The following is a 16,059-nucleotide window of genomic DNA, read 5'->3' on the forward strand; positions in this document are numbered from 1 at the left end:
CGCTCAGCGCACCATCCGCACGGTCGGCAGCGGCCCGAACGCGCCGGTCTCCCCGTCCTCGACGAACCCGTGGCGGCGGTAGAACGCCCGGGCCCGGGCCTGACCGTCCCACACCCACAGGGACGCCGGCGCGTCACCGAGCGCCATCTGCATGAGGTTGTCGGCCGTGCCGCTGCCCTGCTCGTCGACGTCGAGGTAGATCGACTCGAGCTCGAGCGGGCGCACGTGACCGGCACCGACCGCGGTGGCGCGGGCGAACCCGACCGCGCGTCCGTCGCGGTGGGCGAGCCAGGTCGGCGCCGCCTCGTCCTCCGCGAGGAGCTCCGCCCACATCTCCGGGTACCGCGCGAGGCGCGCGTCGAGCCACGCGGCGTCGACCGAGTCGGCGTAGGTCGCGCGCCAGACGCGGGCGTGCAGCTCGGCCAGGGCCTCGGCGTCGAGGACGGTCGCGGGGCGGATCTTCGCGGTGGTCACCGCGTCACCCTACGGCCGCCCCGGACCTCGCGCCGCCAGGGCCCTCGGCCCTCCGGCCGACCGCACCGTCCTCGGCCGCTCCGGCGGTCACGCCGCCGCTGTGGCCGCCCGCTCGTGGAGGTCGCGCAGCGCCCGGCCGACCGCCTCCGGGTCCTCGAGCGGGGCGAGGTGCCCGACGCCGTCGACCTCGAGGACCTCGGTGCGCAGCGCCTCGGCCATGTCGAGGGCGTCGTCGTCGGAGGCGAGGCCGTCCTCGACCCCGCGCAGCACGAGGGCCGGGACGCCCCGCTCCCCCAGGGCGCGCAGGTCGGCGAGCGAGTCGGGCCGCTCCGCCATCGCGCGCGCGGCGAACGCGACGCCGTCCGGGGTCGCCTCCCCCGCCCACTGCGCGACGAGGTCGACGAGCTCCGGCGAACGATCCGCCGTCGTCGGTCCGAGCAGGCCACCGAGCGTCGGCATGACGGCGGACACCCCCGCCGGCCCCAGGACGTCGGCGGCCAGGCGCTCGCGCCTGGCCCGCGCCTCGTCGGTGTCCGGGGCCGCCTTCGTGTCGAGGAGACCGACGCCCGAGAGCCGCTCCGGGGCGAGCGCGGCGAGCCGCATGGAGACGTAGCCGCCGATCGAGGTGCCGGCCACGACGAACCGGTCGACGCCGCGCGCGTCGAGCGCGGCGAGGACGGCCCGGGCCACCAGCTCGAGGGAGGGGCCGCCGGCCCAGTCGACGGCGTCGGCCACCTCGGCCGGGCCCGGCGAGTCGCCGAAGCCGGGCGAGTCGAGCGCGAGCACCGGGACGTCGCCGAGGTGGGACAGGGCGCGGTCGTACATGCGCGCATCGAGCGGGAACGCGTGGAGGAGGACGAGCGGGAGGCCGTCCGCGGGGCCGTGGGGGTGGGCGGCGAGCATGCTCATGCCGTCAGGGTCCCACCGCTCGGCCGCCGCGGCCAGCCGTGGAGGTGCGGAGTCGACGGGAGGCAACGCCGGACCGTCGCGGATCGCTGCCGGGCCGCGGGCGACGGAGGCTGCCGCGTACGCCGGGCGAGCAGGCTCAGCCCCGCCGAGCGACCCGACTCAGCGCCGCCGTGTCGGCCGCCGGGTCCCCCGGGCACGCCAGCAGGCGGTGTGCCAGTGCCGACGGTCCTCCGCGCCGGCGTCCACGCCCCAGATGTGCTCGGCGGGCCAGGCCACCACGTGCGAGGTCCCGGGCAGGATCTCCTGGTCGCAGCCCGGGCAGCGGTAGGTCTTGTCCGACGAGCGGACGGTGCGGACCTTGAACTCCTCGCCGCCGGGACCGGCCTCCTGCCGCGGCACCGAGGCGAGCCGGTCCATGTCGAGCGGCACGTGCTCGGAGGAGTACGGCCGCTTGCCGGAACGCCGGTTGCGGGCCATCAGCGCACCACCGTGACGATCCCGCGCACGTCCGCACCGTCCTCCGCGGCGCGGCGGGCGGCCGACTCGTGCGCGGCGAGCCCGTCCCCGTCCCCCACCTCGCCGGTCCCCGTGGCGACGAGCGCGAGCAACGGGGTGCCGAGGTAGGCGTTGTCGAGGGCCGTGAGCACCTCGTACAGGCCGCCGGCGTCCACGGAGCGGCCGCCCGGGGTTTCGGCGGTGTGGACGAGCTCGACGTCGTCGGCGCCGGGCGCGTCGGAACGGCGCACGACGGCGGCAGGCGCGGACGGGCCACCGCCCCGTGCGTCCGCGGGGATGCCCGCCCCTCCGCCGGCAGCCGCTCCCCCACCGGCGCCCGACCGTCCGCCGGCCCGCCGCACCGTGCGCGTCCCCGCGTGCTCGACGAGCAGGACGTCGAGCCCCCGCCGGATCGCGACGAGGTCGCCGGGGCGGACGTGGTCCCAGGGGGCCGGCGCGGTGGCCGCGCGCGCCTCGACCGGGTACGTGCCGTCGAGCAGCGGGCCGAGGACGAGGTGGTTGCTCACGAGGTCGACCTCGTGCGCCGCCGCGAGGTCGTGCACCGACCCGGGATCGGCGGCGCGCGTCACCTCGAGGTGGACGGACGTCCCGACGACGCCGGCGCCCGCGTCCCGCAGCGCCTCCGCCGCGGCGCCGTGACCGAGCAGCGCGTGGTGCAGGGCCGCGAGGGTCGCGCCCACGTCGCCGCCCCCCGCGGCGCGCGCGGCGCCGAGCGGGTCGCGGCCGGTGAGCCACACCGCGCCCTCGTCGTCGGCCAGCTCCGTAGCGGCACGCGAAAGCTCCGCCCGGCGCGCGACGCCCGCGCGCGTGGTGTCGGCCCCGGGCCCGAGGACGACCACCGGGGTGCGCCCCTGCGCCCGCACGCGCCCGACCTCGGCGGCGAAGGCGCGGGCCGCGGCGTCGTCGTCGAGCAGGGACTCGTGCGCGGTGACGAGGGCGGCTGCGTCGGGCGCGAGCCAGGTGCCGGGGGCGAGCGTGGTCACGGCGTTCCCTAGAACAGGCGCGAGTCGACGTCGTCGACCCCGCGCATCGCGTCGTAGTCGAGGACGAGGCACCGGATCCCCCGGTCCTCGGCCAACGTGCGGGCCTGCGGCTTGATCTGCTGCGCCGCGAACACCCCGGAGATCGGGCTCAGCAGCGGGTCCCGGCCGAGGAGCTCGAGGTAGCGGGTGAGCTGCTCGACGCCGTCGATCCCGCCCACGCGCTTGATCTCCACCGCCACGGCGGCGCCGGCCGGGTCGCGCACGAGGAGGTCGACGGGGCCGATGGGCGTGGGGTGCTCGCGCCGCACGAGCCGGTGACCGTCGCCGAGGAGCTCGACCTGCTCGGCGAGGAGCGCCTGGAGATGGGACTCGACGCCGTCCTTGACCAGGCCCGGGTCGACGCCGAGCTCGACGCTCGTGTCCGAGATGACCTCATGGAGACGCACGACGAGCCGGTCGTCCGTCTTGGCGGCGCTGACCTCCCACACGAGGGCGGTGCCGTCGGCGGCCTCCGCCTCGTCGGGCTCACGCTCCTTGAGGGTGCACGGCGCGGTCATCCAGTTGAGCGGCTTGTAGCTGCCGCCGTCGGAATGGACGAGGACCGAGCCGTCGGCCTTGACCATGATGAGGCGCGGGGCCAGCGGCAGGTGCGCCGCGAGCCGTCCCGAGTAGTCGACGGAGCAGCGGGCGAAGACGGTACGCACAGCGAGCCACGCTACCCCGGGCCCCGCGGCGCAGGGAGCAGCGGCTGGGACGGGCGGTGCGGATCACGCGCCCCGCACCCCACCGACCGTTCGAGAGTGCGGCTCAGGTCTCGCGGACCCGGGGCGGGGCGCCCTCGCTCCACCCGATGAGACCCTGCATCGCCGACGGCGCCATGCGCAGCTCGGCGGTCACCCGCCCGTCCGAGAGCCGGGTCTCGACCACCGCGCGGCCACCGGGGTCCGGCGGCCGCCGGTCGTGCCCGAGCAGCTCGAGCGCCGAGCGCTCCATCCGCAGCCGCGGTCCGGGCGAGAGGGACGCCAACTGGTACCAGAGGAGCTGACGCGCCCCGAGCTGTGCGAGCCCGCGGCGCCAGCGGTCCTCCCCCACGCGCAGGCGGCACTCGACGGTGCCGCCCCTGCGGTAGAGACGCAGCGCGCGCCACAGCACCGCGCACGCCACGGCCGCGCACAGCACGAGGACGGCGAGGATCCCGAGGACCACCAACCATCCGGTGCGCGGCATCGCGACCTAGGCGAGTGTCGAGTCGTCCGCGGCGCCCTCGACCGAGAGCGACCCGGCGCCGGTCGAGGCGTCGGACACGACCACCGTCACCACGTCGTCGTCGACCGACACGAAACCGCCGTGGACGTCGAGGCTGACCGTGGACCCGCCGGACGTCACGCGGGCCGTCCCCTGCGTGAGCACGGCGAGGACGGGCTCGCGGCCCGGCAGCACGCCGAGCTCGCCGGCCGCGGCGGGCACCACGACCGAGGACGCCTCGCCCGACCAGAGCACCCCGGTCGGGGAGACGACGTCGACCGTCAGCGATCCGTTGCCCGCCACGTCAGCGCTCGTCGGCCTGGATCTTGGACCATGCGCGCTCGAGGTCCTCGATCCCGCCGATGTTGAAGAACGCCTGCTCCGGCACGTGGTCGTACTGGCCGTCCGCGATGCGCTTGAACGCCTCGACGGTCTCGGCGACCGGCACCGTGGAGCCCTCGACACCGGTGAACTTGATGGCGGTGTAGGTGTTCTGCGAGAGGTACTGCTCGATCCGGCGCGCGCGGGCCACCGTGACCTTGTCCTCCTCGGAGAGCTCGTCGACGCCGAGGATCGCGATGATGTCCTGCAGCTCCTTGTTCTTCTGCAGGATCGACTTCACGCGGGTGGCGACCTCGTAGTGCTCCTGGCCCACGAACTCCGGCGCGAGGATGCGCGAGGTCGAGGTCAGCGGGTCCACGGCCGGGTAGAGACCGCGCGAGGCGATGTCGCGCGAGAGCTCGGTCGTCGCGTCGAGGTGCGCGAACGTCGTGGCCGGCGCCGGGTCGGTGTAGTCGTCGGCGGGCACGTAGATCGCCTGCAGCGAGGTGATCGAGTGGCCGCGGGTCGAGGTGATGCGCTCCTGGAGCTGGCCCATCTCGTCCGCGAGGTTCGGCTGGTAGCCCACCGCCGAGGGGACGCGGCCGAGCAGCGTGGAGACCTCGGAGCCCGCCTGCGTGAAGCGGAAGATGTTGTCGATGAACAGCAGCACCTCCTGCTGCTGGACGTCGCGGAAGTACTCCGCCATCGTCAGGGCGGACAGGGCGACGCGCAGGCGGGTGCCCGGCGGCTCGTCCATCTGGCCGAACACGAGGGCGGTCTTGTCGAAGACCCCGGCGTCGTCCATCTCCTCGATGAGGTCGTTGCCCTCACGGGTGCGCTCGCCGACACCGGCGAACACCGACACACCACCGTGGTCCTGCGCGACGCGCTGGATCATCTCCTGGATGAGGACCGTCTTGCCGACGCCGGCGCCGCCGAACAGGCCGATCTTTCCACCCTGGACGTAGGGGGTGAGGAGGTCGATGACCTTGATGCCGGTCTCGAACATCGTGGTCGAGCCCTCGAGCTCGTCGAACCGCGGGGGCTTGCGGTGGATCGGCCAGCGCTCGGTGACCTCGAGGGTCTCGCCCTCGGCGAGGTTGAGCGGCTCGCCGGTCACGTCGAAGACGTGGCCCTTGGTCACGTCGCCGACGGGCACGGAGATCGGGGCGCCCGTGTCGCGCACCTCGCCGCCGCGGACGAGGCCGTCCGTCGGCTTGAGGGCGATGGCGCGCACGAGGTTGTCGCCGAGGTGCTGGGCGGTCTCGAGCGTGATCTCGGCGGCCTGCTCCTGCCCCGGCAGCTGGAGGGTGGTCTTCAGCGCGTTGTAGACCTCGGGGATCTGGCCGGCCGGGAACTCGACGTCGACGACGGCACCGATCACTCGGGCGATGCGGCCGACGCCGGCGGCGGTGGCCTGCGGCGTCTCGGACTGGGTGGCGGTCATGAGTGGTGTCCTCGGTCTCGGGTGCTCGTAAAGGTCGGTGGTCGGTGCGGTCAGCCGTTGCTCAGGGCGTCGACGCCCGAGACGATCTCGGAGATCTCCTGGGTGATCTCACCCTGCCGCGCCTGGTTCGCCAGACGCGTGTAGTCGCGGATGATGTCCTCCGCGTTCTCGGTGGCGGTGTGCATGGCGCGCTGGCGGGAGGCCAGCTCGGAGGCGGCAGCCATGAGCAGCTGCGCCCGGATGCGGTCGGACACGTACATGGGCAGCAGCTGGTCGAGGACGTCCTCGGGGCTCGGCTCGAACTCGTACAGCGGGAGCGCCTTGTGCTCCGGCTCCGCCACCCCCTCGACGACCTCGAGCGGGAGGACCCGGCGCCGCTGGACCACCTGGGTGACCATCGACTGGAACCGGGTGTAGACGACGTGCACCTCGCTGACGGCGCCCTCGCCGGGCTCCGCCCGGTAGGCGTCGAGCAGCGCCCGCGCGATCTCCTGGGAGACCTCGACGGACGGGCTGTCGGACTCGCCCGTCCACGTACGCACGATCGGACGGCCGCGGAACTTGAAGTAGCTCTCGCCGCGGCGGCCGAACACGTACACGTGCGGGGTCTTGCCCTCGGCCTCGAGGTCCTCGACGAGGCGCTCGGCCTCGCGCAGCACCGTCGCCGAGTAGGCCCCGGCCATGCCGCGGTCGGAGGTGACCACGAGGACCGCGACGTCGGTCGTGTCCTGCCGGCCCGAGATCAGCGGGTGGTCGAGGTCCGCGTGCGAGGCGACCGCCGACACCGCGCGGATGAGCGCCCGGGTGTAGGGGTCGGACCCGAGCGCGGCGTCGCGGGCCCTGCCGATCCGCGAGGCCGCGATGAGCTCCATCGCGCGGAAGACCTTCTTGAGCGTCTGGGTCGCCCGGATCTTCTGCTTGTAGACGCGCTGCTGTCCCGCCATGGATCAGGCCTTGGCCTTGACGATCTGCTCCTGCGCGACCTCGGCCTCGGACTCCTCCTCGCCCTCGACCTCCTCGAGGAGCTTGCCCTCCCCGGTGGTGAAGCCGGAGCGGAACTCCTCGATGCCGGCGCGCATGGCGTCGACCGTCTCGTCCTCGAGCTTCCCGCTCGAGACGATCGACTGGAGCACCTGGGTGGACGACCGCATGTGGTCGAGCATCTCGGACTCGAAGCGGGAGACGTCCGCGACCGCGACGTCGTCGAGGTAGCCGTTGGTGCCGGCCCAGATCGAGACGACCTGGTCCTCGACCGGGTACGGGGAGGACTGCTGCTGCTTGAGCAGCTCCATGAGGCGCTCACCCCGGGTGAGCTGGCGGCGCGTCGTCGGGTCGAGGTCCGAGGCGAACATCGCGAAGGAGGCCATCGCGCGGTACTGCGCCAGCGTGATCTTCAGCGTGCCCGCGACCTTCTTCATCGCCTTGATCTGGGCGTCGCCACCGACCCGCGAGACGGAGATGCCGACGTCGACGGCGGGACGCTGGTTCGCGTTGAACAGGTCCGACTGGAGGAAGATCTGGCCGTCGGTGATCGAGATGACGTTCGTCGGGATGTATGCCGAGACGTCGTTGCCCTTCGTCTCGATGATCGGCAGGCCCGTCATCGAGCCGGCGCCGAGCTCGTCGTTCAGCTTGGCGCAGCGCTCGAGCAGCCGGGAGTGCAGGTAGAAGACGTCACCCGGGTAGGCCTCGCGGCCCGGCGGGCGGCGCAGGAGGAGGGAGACGGCGCGGTAGGCCTCGGCCTGCTTCGACAGGTCGTCGAACACGATGAGGACGTGCTTGCCGTCGTACATCCAGTGCTGGCCGATGGCCGAGCCGGTGTACGGGGCGATGTACTTGAAACCGGCCGGGTCGGAGGCGGGCGAGGCCACGATCGTCGTGTACTCCAGCGCGCCGGCGTCCTCGAGCGTCTTGCGGACGGCCGCGATCGTCGAACCCTTCTGGCCGACGGCGACGTAGACGCAGCGGACCTGCTTGCTCGGGTCCCCCGACTCCCAGTTGGCCTTCTGGTTGAGGATGGTGTCGAGCGCGATGGCCGTCTTGCCGGTCTTGCGGTCGCCGATGATGAGCTGACGCTGGCCGCGCCCCACCGGGATCATCGCGTCGATCGCCTTGAGACCGGTCTGCAGCGGCTCGTGGACCGACTTGCGGGCCATGACGCCCGGGGCCTGGAGCTCGAGGGCGCGGCGGCCCTGGATGTCGGCGATCTCGCCGAGGCCGTCGATCGGCGTGCCGAGCGGGTCGACCACGCGGCCGAGGTAGCCGTCGCCGACGGGCACGGAGAGCACCTCGCCCGTGCGGTGGACCTCCTGGCCCTCCTCGATGCCGGTGAACTCACCGAGCACGACGACGCCGATGTGGCGCTCCTCGAGGTTCATCGCGAGGCCGAGCGTGCCGTCCTCGAAGCGGAGCAGCTCGTTCGCCATCGCGCCCGGGAGTCCCTCGACGGTCGCGATGCCGTCGGCGGCGGAGATCACGTGGCCGATCTCGTCCGTGCTCGCGGCCCCCGGCTCGTAGGAGCTCACGAAGCTGTCCAGCGCCGCCCGGATCTCGTCGGGGCGGATCGTCAGCTCTGCCATCTCAAGTTTCCTCACCTTGTCCGGTCCCGTGCGGTCCCGGTTGTCTTCGTGCGTGGGGTCGATCAACCGGCGATGCGCCGGCGGGCCTCGTCGAGGCGCGTGCGGACGGTGCCGTCGAGGACGGTGTGCCCGACCTCGACACGCAGACCACCGATGACCGCGGGGTCGATGTCGACGTGCAGGGCGATGTCGCTGCCGTGCTCAGCGGCGAGCACGGCGACCAGCCGGTCCCGCTGCTCGCCCGTCAGGGGCACGGCCGCCGTCACGCGGGCGACCTTCCGTGCCCGACGCTCCGCGGCGCGCTCGGCCGCGTGGGCCAGCGCCGTCAGAGCGGTGCGCTCGTGGCGCGAGCCGACGGCCCGCTGCGCGATGAGCAGGGCCTGCGGCGACACGCGGTCGCCCATGACCCGCGCGAGCAGCTCCCGGCGACCGGCCAGGTCCCGCGACTCCTCCGCGAGGGCGACCTCGAGCTCCGGGGAGCCGGAGATCACGCCGCGCACGTCGAGCAGCTCCGCGCCCAGCGCGTCGAGCCCGTCGCCGCGCTCCGCCGCCGCGAGGACGGTGTCCTGGCCGAGGATCTCGAGAGCCTCGACGATGTCGAGGTCCTCGGACCACCGGTCGCGCGCCAGCCCCGCGACGAGGTCGTTCACGCGACCGTCGACGGCCCCGCCGACGATGCGCGACGCGAGCGCGGCCCGGTCCTCGCCGGAGCGGGACGGGTCGGTCATGGCACGGCGCAACGCGGTGTTGTCGGCGAGCAGGTCCGCGACCGCGAAGATCGACCCCGCGAGGTCGAACGCGTCGTGGGCCTCCCGGACGACCGGGTCCCACCGGCCCTGGGCCTGCCCGAGTGCGACGGAGCTGGAGGCGCGCATGAGGGTCAGCCCTCCTGGGTGGTGCGGGTGGTGCCGGGCGTGGCGCCGGCCGAGCTGCGGGCCTCGAGGTCGTCGAGGAACCGGTCGACCACCCGCGACTGCGCGGCGGAGTCCGCGAGGGACTCGCCCACGATGCGGGAGGCGAGCTCGACGGCGAGCGAGCCGACGTCGGTGCGCAGGCTCTGCGCCGCCTGGCGGCGCTCGGCCTCGATCTGACGCTCGGCCGCGGAGGTCGTGCGCTCGGCCTCGTCCTGCGCCTTGCGCTGCGCCTCGGCCTCGATCTCCTTGCCGCGCGCGTTCGCACGCTCGCGGATCCCGGCGGCCTCGCGGCGCGCCTCGGCGAGCTCGCTGGCCGAGGACTCCTCGGCGTTCGCGAGCATGGCCTCGGCGTCCTCCGCCTTGCGCAGGCCCTCGGCGATCTTCTCGGAGCGCTCGTCGAGGATGCCGGTGAGACGCGGCACGCCCCAGCGGACGACCGCGAAGGCGATGACAGCGACGACCACCAGCGACCAGATGATGTCGTACCAGGCGGGGATGAGGAGGTCGATGCCGTCCCTCACCTCCGCGACGACGTTGCCGCCGGCGGGCATCAGAAGATGAGGCCCGCGATGAGGCCGAGCAGACCGAGCGCCTCGGCGAAGGCGGCGCCGATGAACATGTTGGTCATCAGGCGGCCCGCGACCTCGGGCTGACGAGCGGTGGCCTCCTGGGTCTTGCCGACGAGGTAGCCGATGCCGATGCCGGGGCCGATGGTGCCGAGGCCGTAACCAACTGCGGAGAGCGAGCCGTCCATGTGGTGGTTCCTTACTTGTGTGGGTGGAGATCGGTCGGGAAAGGGTCGGTGCCGGCCGGGGCCGGGCGCGCGGCCTGGATCAGTGGTCGGCCACGGAGAGCTGGATGTACACGGCGGCGAGCAGCGTGAAGATGTACGCCTGCAGCGCCCCGATGAAGATCTCGAAGAGCGTGAACGCGAGGCCGGCGATCAGCGTGACGCCACCCATCGCCGCGAGCGCGCCCGAGGCCTGGAAGAAGAAGTAGTGCGTGGCCGAGAAGCAGAGCACGAGCAGGATGTGCCCGGACATCATGTTCGCCAGGAGACGCACGGTGAGGGTGACCGGCCGCAGCAGGAAGGTCGAGATGAACTCGATCGGCGTGAGGATCACGTAGATCGGCTTCGGCACGCCGGCGGGGAAGAGCTGCCCGCCGAAGTACTTCTTCGCGCCCAGCTCCTTGATGCCCGCGTACATGAACGCGATCCAGGCGATGATCGCGAGCGTGAGCGGCAGGCCGACGACGGACGTGCCCGCGATGTTGAGGAACGGGATGACGCCGGTGAGGTTGAAGAAGAGCACGGACACGAAGATGACCGTGAGCACCGGCGTGTACTTCCGGCCGAGCCGCTCCCCCAGCGAGTCGAACGCGATGTTGCGGCGCACGAACTCCTGGACGAGCTCCATCATCGACTGACCGCGGCCCGGGACGAGCCGGAGCTTGCGCGTGCCGAGCCAGATGATGAGGACGGCCGCGATCGCCGCGATGAAACGGACCAGCATGATCCGGTTGATGGCGAACGGCGTGCCCTCGAAGAGGAAGGGCTCCGGGAAGAACTCCGTGAGCCCGGGGGCGTGCCAGCCCTCGCCCCCCTCGGCGGTGACGATGCGGACGTGCGCGGCAGTGGCGGCGTTCGTCAACGCATTCAGCACAGGTCGTCTCCCGGGTTCCTGGTGGGCGGCGTGGCGGCGACCTGCCGAGTGCTTCCTCGGGGCGCGCCGACGGCAGTCAGACTAACCCATCGCCCCGGCCCCTCCACCCCCGATCCCGCCCCTGGTGGAGCGACACGGGTCACGTTCGGGGGCGCTGCGCGCCGGCGCAGGCGTCAGTCCTGGTCGGCGGTCCGCGAGTACGGCTGGGTGTAGGGGATGCGTGCCGTCATCACGGCGTGGGAGTCGATGAGGACCGATCCGAGGACGGCCACGGCGGCCGAACCGAACAGGACGCCGCGGTGGAAGAATTCCGCGTCGCGCACCGCGAGCAGCACGAGGATGACGAGCACGGTCTTGAGCAGCCACGACCCCATGACCGCGATGACCATGAGGTCGAGGGGGCGCTTGGCGGCCGCGCGCACCGCGACCACGGTGGTCACCGCGAAGATCGCCGCGAGCCCGGTCCCGATGACGCCGCCCCACATCCCCCGCGAGCCGCCGACGAGGATGCCGATCCCGATCGACCCCACGGCGACGACGAGAAGGAAGAGGCTGAGGCGCTTGAGGATGCCGGTGAACAGCTCGGGCGGCAGCGCCGGGTCGTTGGGGTCGGCCCGGCGCGGGCCCCCCGGCTCGTCGGTGTCGGGGACGTCGGCGCCGGGGGCGTCGTCGGGGACGTCGGGCGCGTGCGCGGCGACGGGGGTGTCGACGTCGTGCGCGTCGACGTCGTGCGCGTCGTCGTTCGTCGCGGGGTCGCGGGGGGCGTGGTCGGTCACTGGGAGCTCCGGGAGGTGGGCTTGCGGTAGGTGGGCAGGAGGCGCGCGGTGAGCACGAGCGCGACGAGCACGGCCGCGCCGGCACCGATCGCCACCTGCTCGAGCTGGAAGAAGGCGAGCGAGACCGCCGTGCCGGACACCACCGCGGTCCACAGGTGGAGGATCCCGACGGCGGCCCGGTGGCTGTGCCCGAGCCGGAGCAGCCGGTGGTGCATGTGCGAGGCGTCGGCGGCGAAGGGCGAGCGTCCCGCGCCGACCCGGCGCACGACCGACGTGACGATCTCGATCAGCGGGACCGCGAGAACGGCGACGGGGATGAGGATCGGCACGAACGCGGGCAGCGCCCGGCTCGTCGAGAGTGCGGCGGGGTCGATCTGGCCGGTGACGATGATCGCCGCCCCGGAGAGCACGAGGCCGAGGAACATCGCGCCCGAGTCGCCCATGAAGATGCGGGCCGGGTGGAGGTTGTGCGGGAGGAACCCGAGGCAGACGCCGGCGAGCGCGGCGAGGACCGCGGAGGCCACGTTGGCGTAGTTCCCGGGCGAGGCGTCGCGCGCCAGCAGGTAGGTGAAGAGGAAGAACGACGAGGCGCCGATGAGGATCATCCCGGCCGCCAGCCCGTCGAGCCCGTCGACGAAGTTCACGGCGTTGACCACGACGACGACGATGAGCACCGTCGCGATGAGCGAGAACGCGGAGGACCCGATGGTGAGGCCGAAGATCGGGAAGGTGATGAGCTGGACGCCCTGCCAGGCCATGAGACCGGCCGCGAGGAACTGCCCCGCGAGCTTGGTCAGCCAGTCGAGGTCCCACACGTCGTCGGCCACGCCGATGAGGCAGATGACGGTGGCGCCGAGCAGCACTCCCCACGCCTGGGAGGACTGGGCGAACACGGCCTCGAGGTAGGGGATGCGCGAGGCGAGGACCATCGCGGCGGCGAAGCCGAGGAGCATCGCGAGCCCGCCGAGCCGGGGCGTGGGCACCGCGTGGACGTCCCGGTCCCGCACGGCCGTCAGCGCGCCGATCCGGACCGCGAGCCGGCGCAGGACCGGCGTGAGCAGGTACGTGACGACGGCGGCCAGCGCTGCGACGAGCAGGTAGGTCCTCATGCCGGGGCGGGCGCTCCCGCATCGGTGTCGGACCCGGAGGAGGGGTCGGGCCCCGCGCCGGCGTCCGGCCCGGAGGCGTCCTGTCCGGAGGCGTCCGCCCCCACGTGGGAGTCCGGCCCGGAGGCCTCGTCCTCGGCGAGCTCGGGCACGACCTCGGCGAGCTCGGCGAGGGAGAGCGCCCCGAGGCGGAGGACCCGGACCCGGTCGCCCGTCAGGTCGAGGATCGTCGACGGCTGCCCGCCGCCGACCGCCCCGCCGTCGAGGTAGACGGCCACGGACTCCCCCAGCTGCTCGCGGGCGTCCGTGCAGGTCGACGGCGCCGGCCGGCCGGTCCGGTTCGCGGAGGAGACCGCCGTGGGGCCGGCCCGGCCGAGGAGCTCGCGGGCGAGGGCGTGGTCGGGCATCCGCACCGCCACGGTCCCGCGGGTGTCCCCGAGGTCCCAGCTCAGCGCCGGCTGCGCGCGGCACACGAGGGTGAGCGCGCCGGGCCAGAACCGCTCGGCCAGGGCGTGCGCCGAGGGCGGCAGGTCCGTGGTCAGTGCGGGCAGGACGGCGAGGTCGCCGACGAGGACGGGCGGCGGCTTGTCGCGGCCCCGGCCCTTGGCGGCCTGGAGGACCTCGACGGCGGCGGGGTCGAACGCGTTCGCCCCGACCCCGTACACGGTGTCCGTCGGCAGCACGACGAGCTCACCACGGCCGAGGGCGGAGACGGCGGCGTCGAGGCCGACCGCGCGCTCGCGCGCGGAGGACGTGTCGAAGACGGTCACGAGGCCGAGTGTTCCACGCCGCGGGCGGGGCGCAGGGGCGCCCCCGCCGTGAGGAAGCGCTCCCGGCCGGTGAGGTCGCGGTGGGTGCGCGGGTCGGACAGCCCGAGCGCGTCCGCGTGGGCACGCAGCGCCGCCCCCTGCTCCTCGGCGTGCTCGAGGACCACGACCCCGCCGGGCGCGAGCAGCGCCGCCGCCCGCGCGAGCACCGCGCGGGGCACGTCGAGGCCGTCCGCTCCCCCGCCGTACAGGGCGCGGGCCGGGTCGTGGTCACGGACCTCGGGATCGCGGGGCACGGCGTCGTCGGGCACGTAGGGCGGGTTGGACACGACGACGTCGCACGTGCCGTCCAGCTCCGGGAGCGCGTCGCGCGCGTCGCCGGCCACGAGCCGCACCCCGGGCGCGTGGCGCTCGACGTTGCGGCGGGCGATCGCGAGGGCCTCCGCGGAGAGCTCGACGGCAGCGACCTGCGCGGTCGGCACCTCGGTGGCGACGGCGAGCGCGATGGCGCCGGAGCCCGTGCACAGGTCGACGACGACGGGCCGGCGCCCCTTCCGTGCGACGGCTCGCGCGGCCTCGATCGCGGCGCCGGCGACGAGCTCGGTCTCGGGCCGGACGACGAAGGCGCCCGGACCGGCGTGGAGCTCGAGGCGGCGGAAGTGCATCGTGCCGGTGAGGTGCTGGAGCGGCTCGCGCCCGGCGCGGCGCTCGACGAGGTGCGCGAGCGCGCCGAGCTGGTCCGCGCTCGGGTCCGGCGCCATGAGCAGCGGGGACCGGCCGGCGACGTGCTCGGCGAGCAGGCGGGCGTCGACCTCGGGGCTCGGCACCCCGGCGTCGGCGAGCAGCCCGGCGGCGGCCCGCACCGCGGCGCGCCACGTGGGCGCCGGCGCGGTCACGACCCGGCGGCGTCGGCGAGGCGGGCGGCCTCGTCGGCCTCGACCGCGGAGGCGAGGACGGGCCCGAGCTCGCCGTCGAGCACCTGGTCGAGGTTGTAGGCCTTGAACCCGGTGCGGTGGTCGGCGATCCGGTTCTCGGGGAAGTTGTACGTGCGGATCCGCTCGGAGCGGTCGACCGTGCGCACCTGGGAGCGGCGGGCGTCGGCCGCCTCGGCCTCGAGCTTCGCGTTGCGCTCGGCGAGCAGCCGGGCCCGCAGCACGCGCATGGCGGCCTCGCGGTTCTGGAGCTGGGACTTCTCGTCCTGCATCGACACGACGATGCCGGTGGGCTCGTGCGTGATGCGGACGGCCGAGTCGGTCGTGTTGACGGACTGGCCGCCCGGCCCCGACGAGCGGTAGACGTCGATCCGCAGGTCGCTGACGTCGATCTCGATCTCGCCGGGGTCGTCGACCTCGGGGAGGGCGAGGACGCCCACGGCGGAGGTATGGATGCGGCCCGCGGACTCGGTGACGGGCACGCGCTGGACGCGGTGGACGCCGCCCTCGTACTTCAGGCTCGCCCAGGCACCGTCCTCGGGTGCCACGTCGCCCCGGGTGCGCACGGACAGGGCCACGTCCTTGACCCCGCCGAGGCCGGTCTCGGTCAGGGAGAGGACCTGGGTGGTCCAGCCGCGTCGCTCGGCGTAGCGCGTGTACATCCGGAGCAGGTCGCCGGCGAACAGGGCGGACTCCTCCCCGCCCTCGCCGGCCTTGATCTCGAGGATGACGTCGCGGGAGTCGTCCGGGTCGCGCGGGAGCAGGACCTCGCGCAGGCGCTCGAGGGCGGCGGCGTGCACGGACCCGAGATCGCCGAGCTCGGCGCGCATCTGGTCCGCGTCCTCCCCCTCGGCCAGCTCGACGAGCTCCGCCGCGGCCTCGAGGTCCTCCCGAGCGGCGGTCTCGGCAGCCGCGGCGGCGGACACGCGGCCGAGCTCGGCGTAGCGGCGGGCCAGCGAGCGGGCCCGGCCGGCATCGGCGTGGACGTCCGGGTCCGCGAGCGCGACCTCGAGCTCGGCGTGCTCGGCGAGCAGCGGTGCGAGGGCGTCGTCCAGCTCGGGGGTGCTCATGGGGCCTCCCGGTGGGCCTGGGTCGCGTCGAGAAGTGGGTGGGAACGAACGAGCGCCGGTGGTGACGCCGCCGTGGGGCGGCGCCACCACCGGCGCGTCGTGGGAGCTAGCTGGTGGCCTTCTTCTTGCCGTAGCGCGCCTCGAAGCGGGCCACGCGGCCGCCGGTGTCGAGGATCTTCTGCTTGCCCGTGTAGAACGGGTGGCACGCGCTGCACACCTCGACGTTGATCGAGCCGGACGTGGCGGTCGACCGCGTCTCGAAGGTGTTCCCGCACGTGCACGTCACCGTGGTGGCGACGTACTCGGGGTGGATTCCCTGCTTCATGTACTACTCCAAGGGGTCTCACGACGTACCG

General features: G+C 73.8%; 20 protein-coding genes. All 20 read right to left on the minus strand.

The window, feature by feature from the left end; genetic code table 11:
* Nucleotides 1-3: 3 nt before the first annotated feature.
* Nucleotides 4-474 (minus strand): GNAT family N-acetyltransferase, encoded by a 471-nt coding sequence (locus ACPYO6_RS08995; RefSeq protein ID WP_425714520.1) that lies wholly within the window; start codon nucleotides 472-474, stop codon nucleotides 4-6.
* A gap of 87 nt (nucleotides 475-561) precedes the next feature.
* Nucleotides 562-1,383, minus strand: coding sequence for an alpha/beta fold hydrolase (locus ACPYO6_RS09000; RefSeq protein ID WP_425714521.1), 822 nt, complete (start codon nucleotides 1,381-1,383; stop codon nucleotides 562-564).
* 159 nt (nucleotides 1,384-1,542) lie between these two features.
* Nucleotides 1,543-1,860 (minus strand): hypothetical protein, encoded by a 318-nt coding sequence (locus ACPYO6_RS09005; RefSeq protein ID WP_425714522.1) that lies wholly within the window; start codon nucleotides 1,858-1,860, stop codon nucleotides 1,543-1,545.
* Nucleotides 1,860-2,882, minus strand: coding sequence for a family 1 glycosylhydrolase (locus tag ACPYO6_RS09010; RefSeq protein ID WP_425714523.1), 1,023 nt, complete (start codon nucleotides 2,880-2,882; stop codon nucleotides 1,860-1,862). The genes ACPYO6_RS09005 and ACPYO6_RS09010 overlap by 1 nt, the downstream gene beginning before the upstream one ends.
* A gap of 8 nt (nucleotides 2,883-2,890) precedes the next feature.
* On the minus strand, nucleotides 2,891-3,586 hold the full coding sequence (gene nucS, locus ACPYO6_RS09015) for an endonuclease NucS (protein WP_425714524.1): 696 nt from the start codon (nucleotides 3,584-3,586) through the stop codon (nucleotides 2,891-2,893).
* Between the two features lie 103 nt (nucleotides 3,587-3,689).
* Nucleotides 3,690-4,109, minus strand: coding sequence for a DUF2550 family protein (locus tag ACPYO6_RS09020; RefSeq protein WP_425714525.1), 420 nt, complete (start codon nucleotides 4,107-4,109; stop codon nucleotides 3,690-3,692).
* A gap of 6 nt (nucleotides 4,110-4,115) precedes the next feature.
* Nucleotides 4,116-4,430, minus strand: a complete 315-nt coding sequence (locus ACPYO6_RS09025; protein WP_425714526.1) for a F0F1 ATP synthase subunit epsilon — start codon at nucleotides 4,428-4,430, stop codon at nucleotides 4,116-4,118.
* A 1-nt stretch (nucleotide 4,431) separates the two neighbouring features.
* Nucleotides 4,432-5,895: a F0F1 ATP synthase subunit beta gene (gene atpD, locus ACPYO6_RS09030; RefSeq protein ID WP_425714527.1), complete on the minus strand. Its 1,464-nt coding sequence runs from the start codon at nucleotides 5,893-5,895 to the stop codon at nucleotides 4,432-4,434.
* Nucleotides 5,896-5,945: 50 nt separating this feature from the next.
* Entirely contained in the window at nucleotides 5,946-6,839 is an 894-nt protein-coding gene (locus tag ACPYO6_RS09035; protein ID WP_425714528.1) for a F0F1 ATP synthase subunit gamma, read from the minus strand.
* 3 nt (nucleotides 6,840-6,842) lie between these two features.
* On the minus strand, nucleotides 6,843-8,474 hold the full coding sequence (atpA, locus tag ACPYO6_RS09040; protein ID WP_425714529.1) for a F0F1 ATP synthase subunit alpha: 1,632 nt from the start codon (nucleotides 8,472-8,474) through the stop codon (nucleotides 6,843-6,845).
* Nucleotides 8,475-8,536: 62 nt separating this feature from the next.
* Nucleotides 8,537-9,349: a F0F1 ATP synthase subunit delta gene (locus tag ACPYO6_RS09045; RefSeq protein WP_425714530.1), complete on the minus strand. Its 813-nt coding sequence runs from the start codon at nucleotides 9,347-9,349 to the stop codon at nucleotides 8,537-8,539.
* A 5-nt stretch (nucleotides 9,350-9,354) separates the two neighbouring features.
* Nucleotides 9,355-9,939 carry a F0F1 ATP synthase subunit B gene (locus ACPYO6_RS09050; RefSeq protein WP_425714531.1) on the minus strand — a complete coding sequence of 195 codons (585 nt, stop codon included), beginning with the start codon at nucleotides 9,937-9,939 and terminating at the stop codon, nucleotides 9,355-9,357.
* On the minus strand, nucleotides 9,939-10,142 hold the full coding sequence (atpE, locus tag ACPYO6_RS09055; RefSeq protein ID WP_425707879.1) for an ATP synthase F0 subunit C: 204 nt from the start codon (nucleotides 10,140-10,142) through the stop codon (nucleotides 9,939-9,941). The genes ACPYO6_RS09050 and atpE overlap by 1 nt, the downstream gene beginning before the upstream one ends.
* A 79-nt stretch (nucleotides 10,143-10,221) precedes the next feature.
* Complete coding sequence (atpB, locus tag ACPYO6_RS09060) at nucleotides 10,222-11,040, minus strand: F0F1 ATP synthase subunit A (protein WP_425714532.1); 819 nt, start codon at nucleotides 11,038-11,040, stop codon at nucleotides 10,222-10,224.
* A gap of 185 nt (nucleotides 11,041-11,225) precedes the next feature.
* Nucleotides 11,226-11,828: a hypothetical protein gene (locus ACPYO6_RS09065; protein WP_425714533.1), complete on the minus strand. Its 603-nt coding sequence runs from the start codon at nucleotides 11,826-11,828 to the stop codon at nucleotides 11,226-11,228.
* Nucleotides 11,825-12,937: an MraY family glycosyltransferase gene (locus tag ACPYO6_RS09070; RefSeq protein ID WP_425714534.1), complete on the minus strand. Its 1,113-nt coding sequence runs from the start codon at nucleotides 12,935-12,937 to the stop codon at nucleotides 11,825-11,827. The genes ACPYO6_RS09065 and ACPYO6_RS09070 overlap by 4 nt, the downstream gene beginning before the upstream one ends.
* Nucleotides 12,934-13,704, minus strand: a complete 771-nt coding sequence (locus ACPYO6_RS09075; RefSeq protein WP_425714535.1) for an L-threonylcarbamoyladenylate synthase — start codon at nucleotides 13,702-13,704, stop codon at nucleotides 12,934-12,936. Before ACPYO6_RS09075 ends, ACPYO6_RS09070 begins: the two co-directional genes overlap by 4 nt.
* Nucleotides 13,701-14,597 carry a peptide chain release factor N(5)-glutamine methyltransferase gene (gene prmC / locus ACPYO6_RS09080; protein WP_425714536.1) on the minus strand — a complete coding sequence of 299 codons (897 nt, stop codon included), beginning with the start codon at nucleotides 14,595-14,597 and terminating at the stop codon, nucleotides 13,701-13,703. The genes ACPYO6_RS09075 and prmC overlap by 4 nt, the downstream gene beginning before the upstream one ends.
* Complete coding sequence (gene prfA, locus ACPYO6_RS09085) at nucleotides 14,594-15,703, minus strand: peptide chain release factor 1 (protein WP_425714537.1); 1,110 nt, start codon at nucleotides 15,701-15,703, stop codon at nucleotides 14,594-14,596. The genes prmC and prfA overlap by 4 nt, the downstream gene beginning before the upstream one ends.
* Nucleotides 15,704-15,809: 106 nt before the next feature.
* Nucleotides 15,810-16,028 carry a 50S ribosomal protein L31 gene (rpmE, locus tag ACPYO6_RS09090; RefSeq protein WP_425714538.1) on the minus strand — a complete coding sequence of 73 codons (219 nt, stop codon included), beginning with the start codon at nucleotides 16,026-16,028 and terminating at the stop codon, nucleotides 15,810-15,812.
* Nucleotides 16,029-16,059 lie beyond the last annotated feature (31 nt).

This window comes from Georgenia sp. Z1344 (genome assembly GCF_049856295.1).
In the GTDB taxonomy this organism is placed as follows: domain Bacteria; phylum Actinomycetota; class Actinomycetes; order Actinomycetales; family Actinomycetaceae; genus JB111.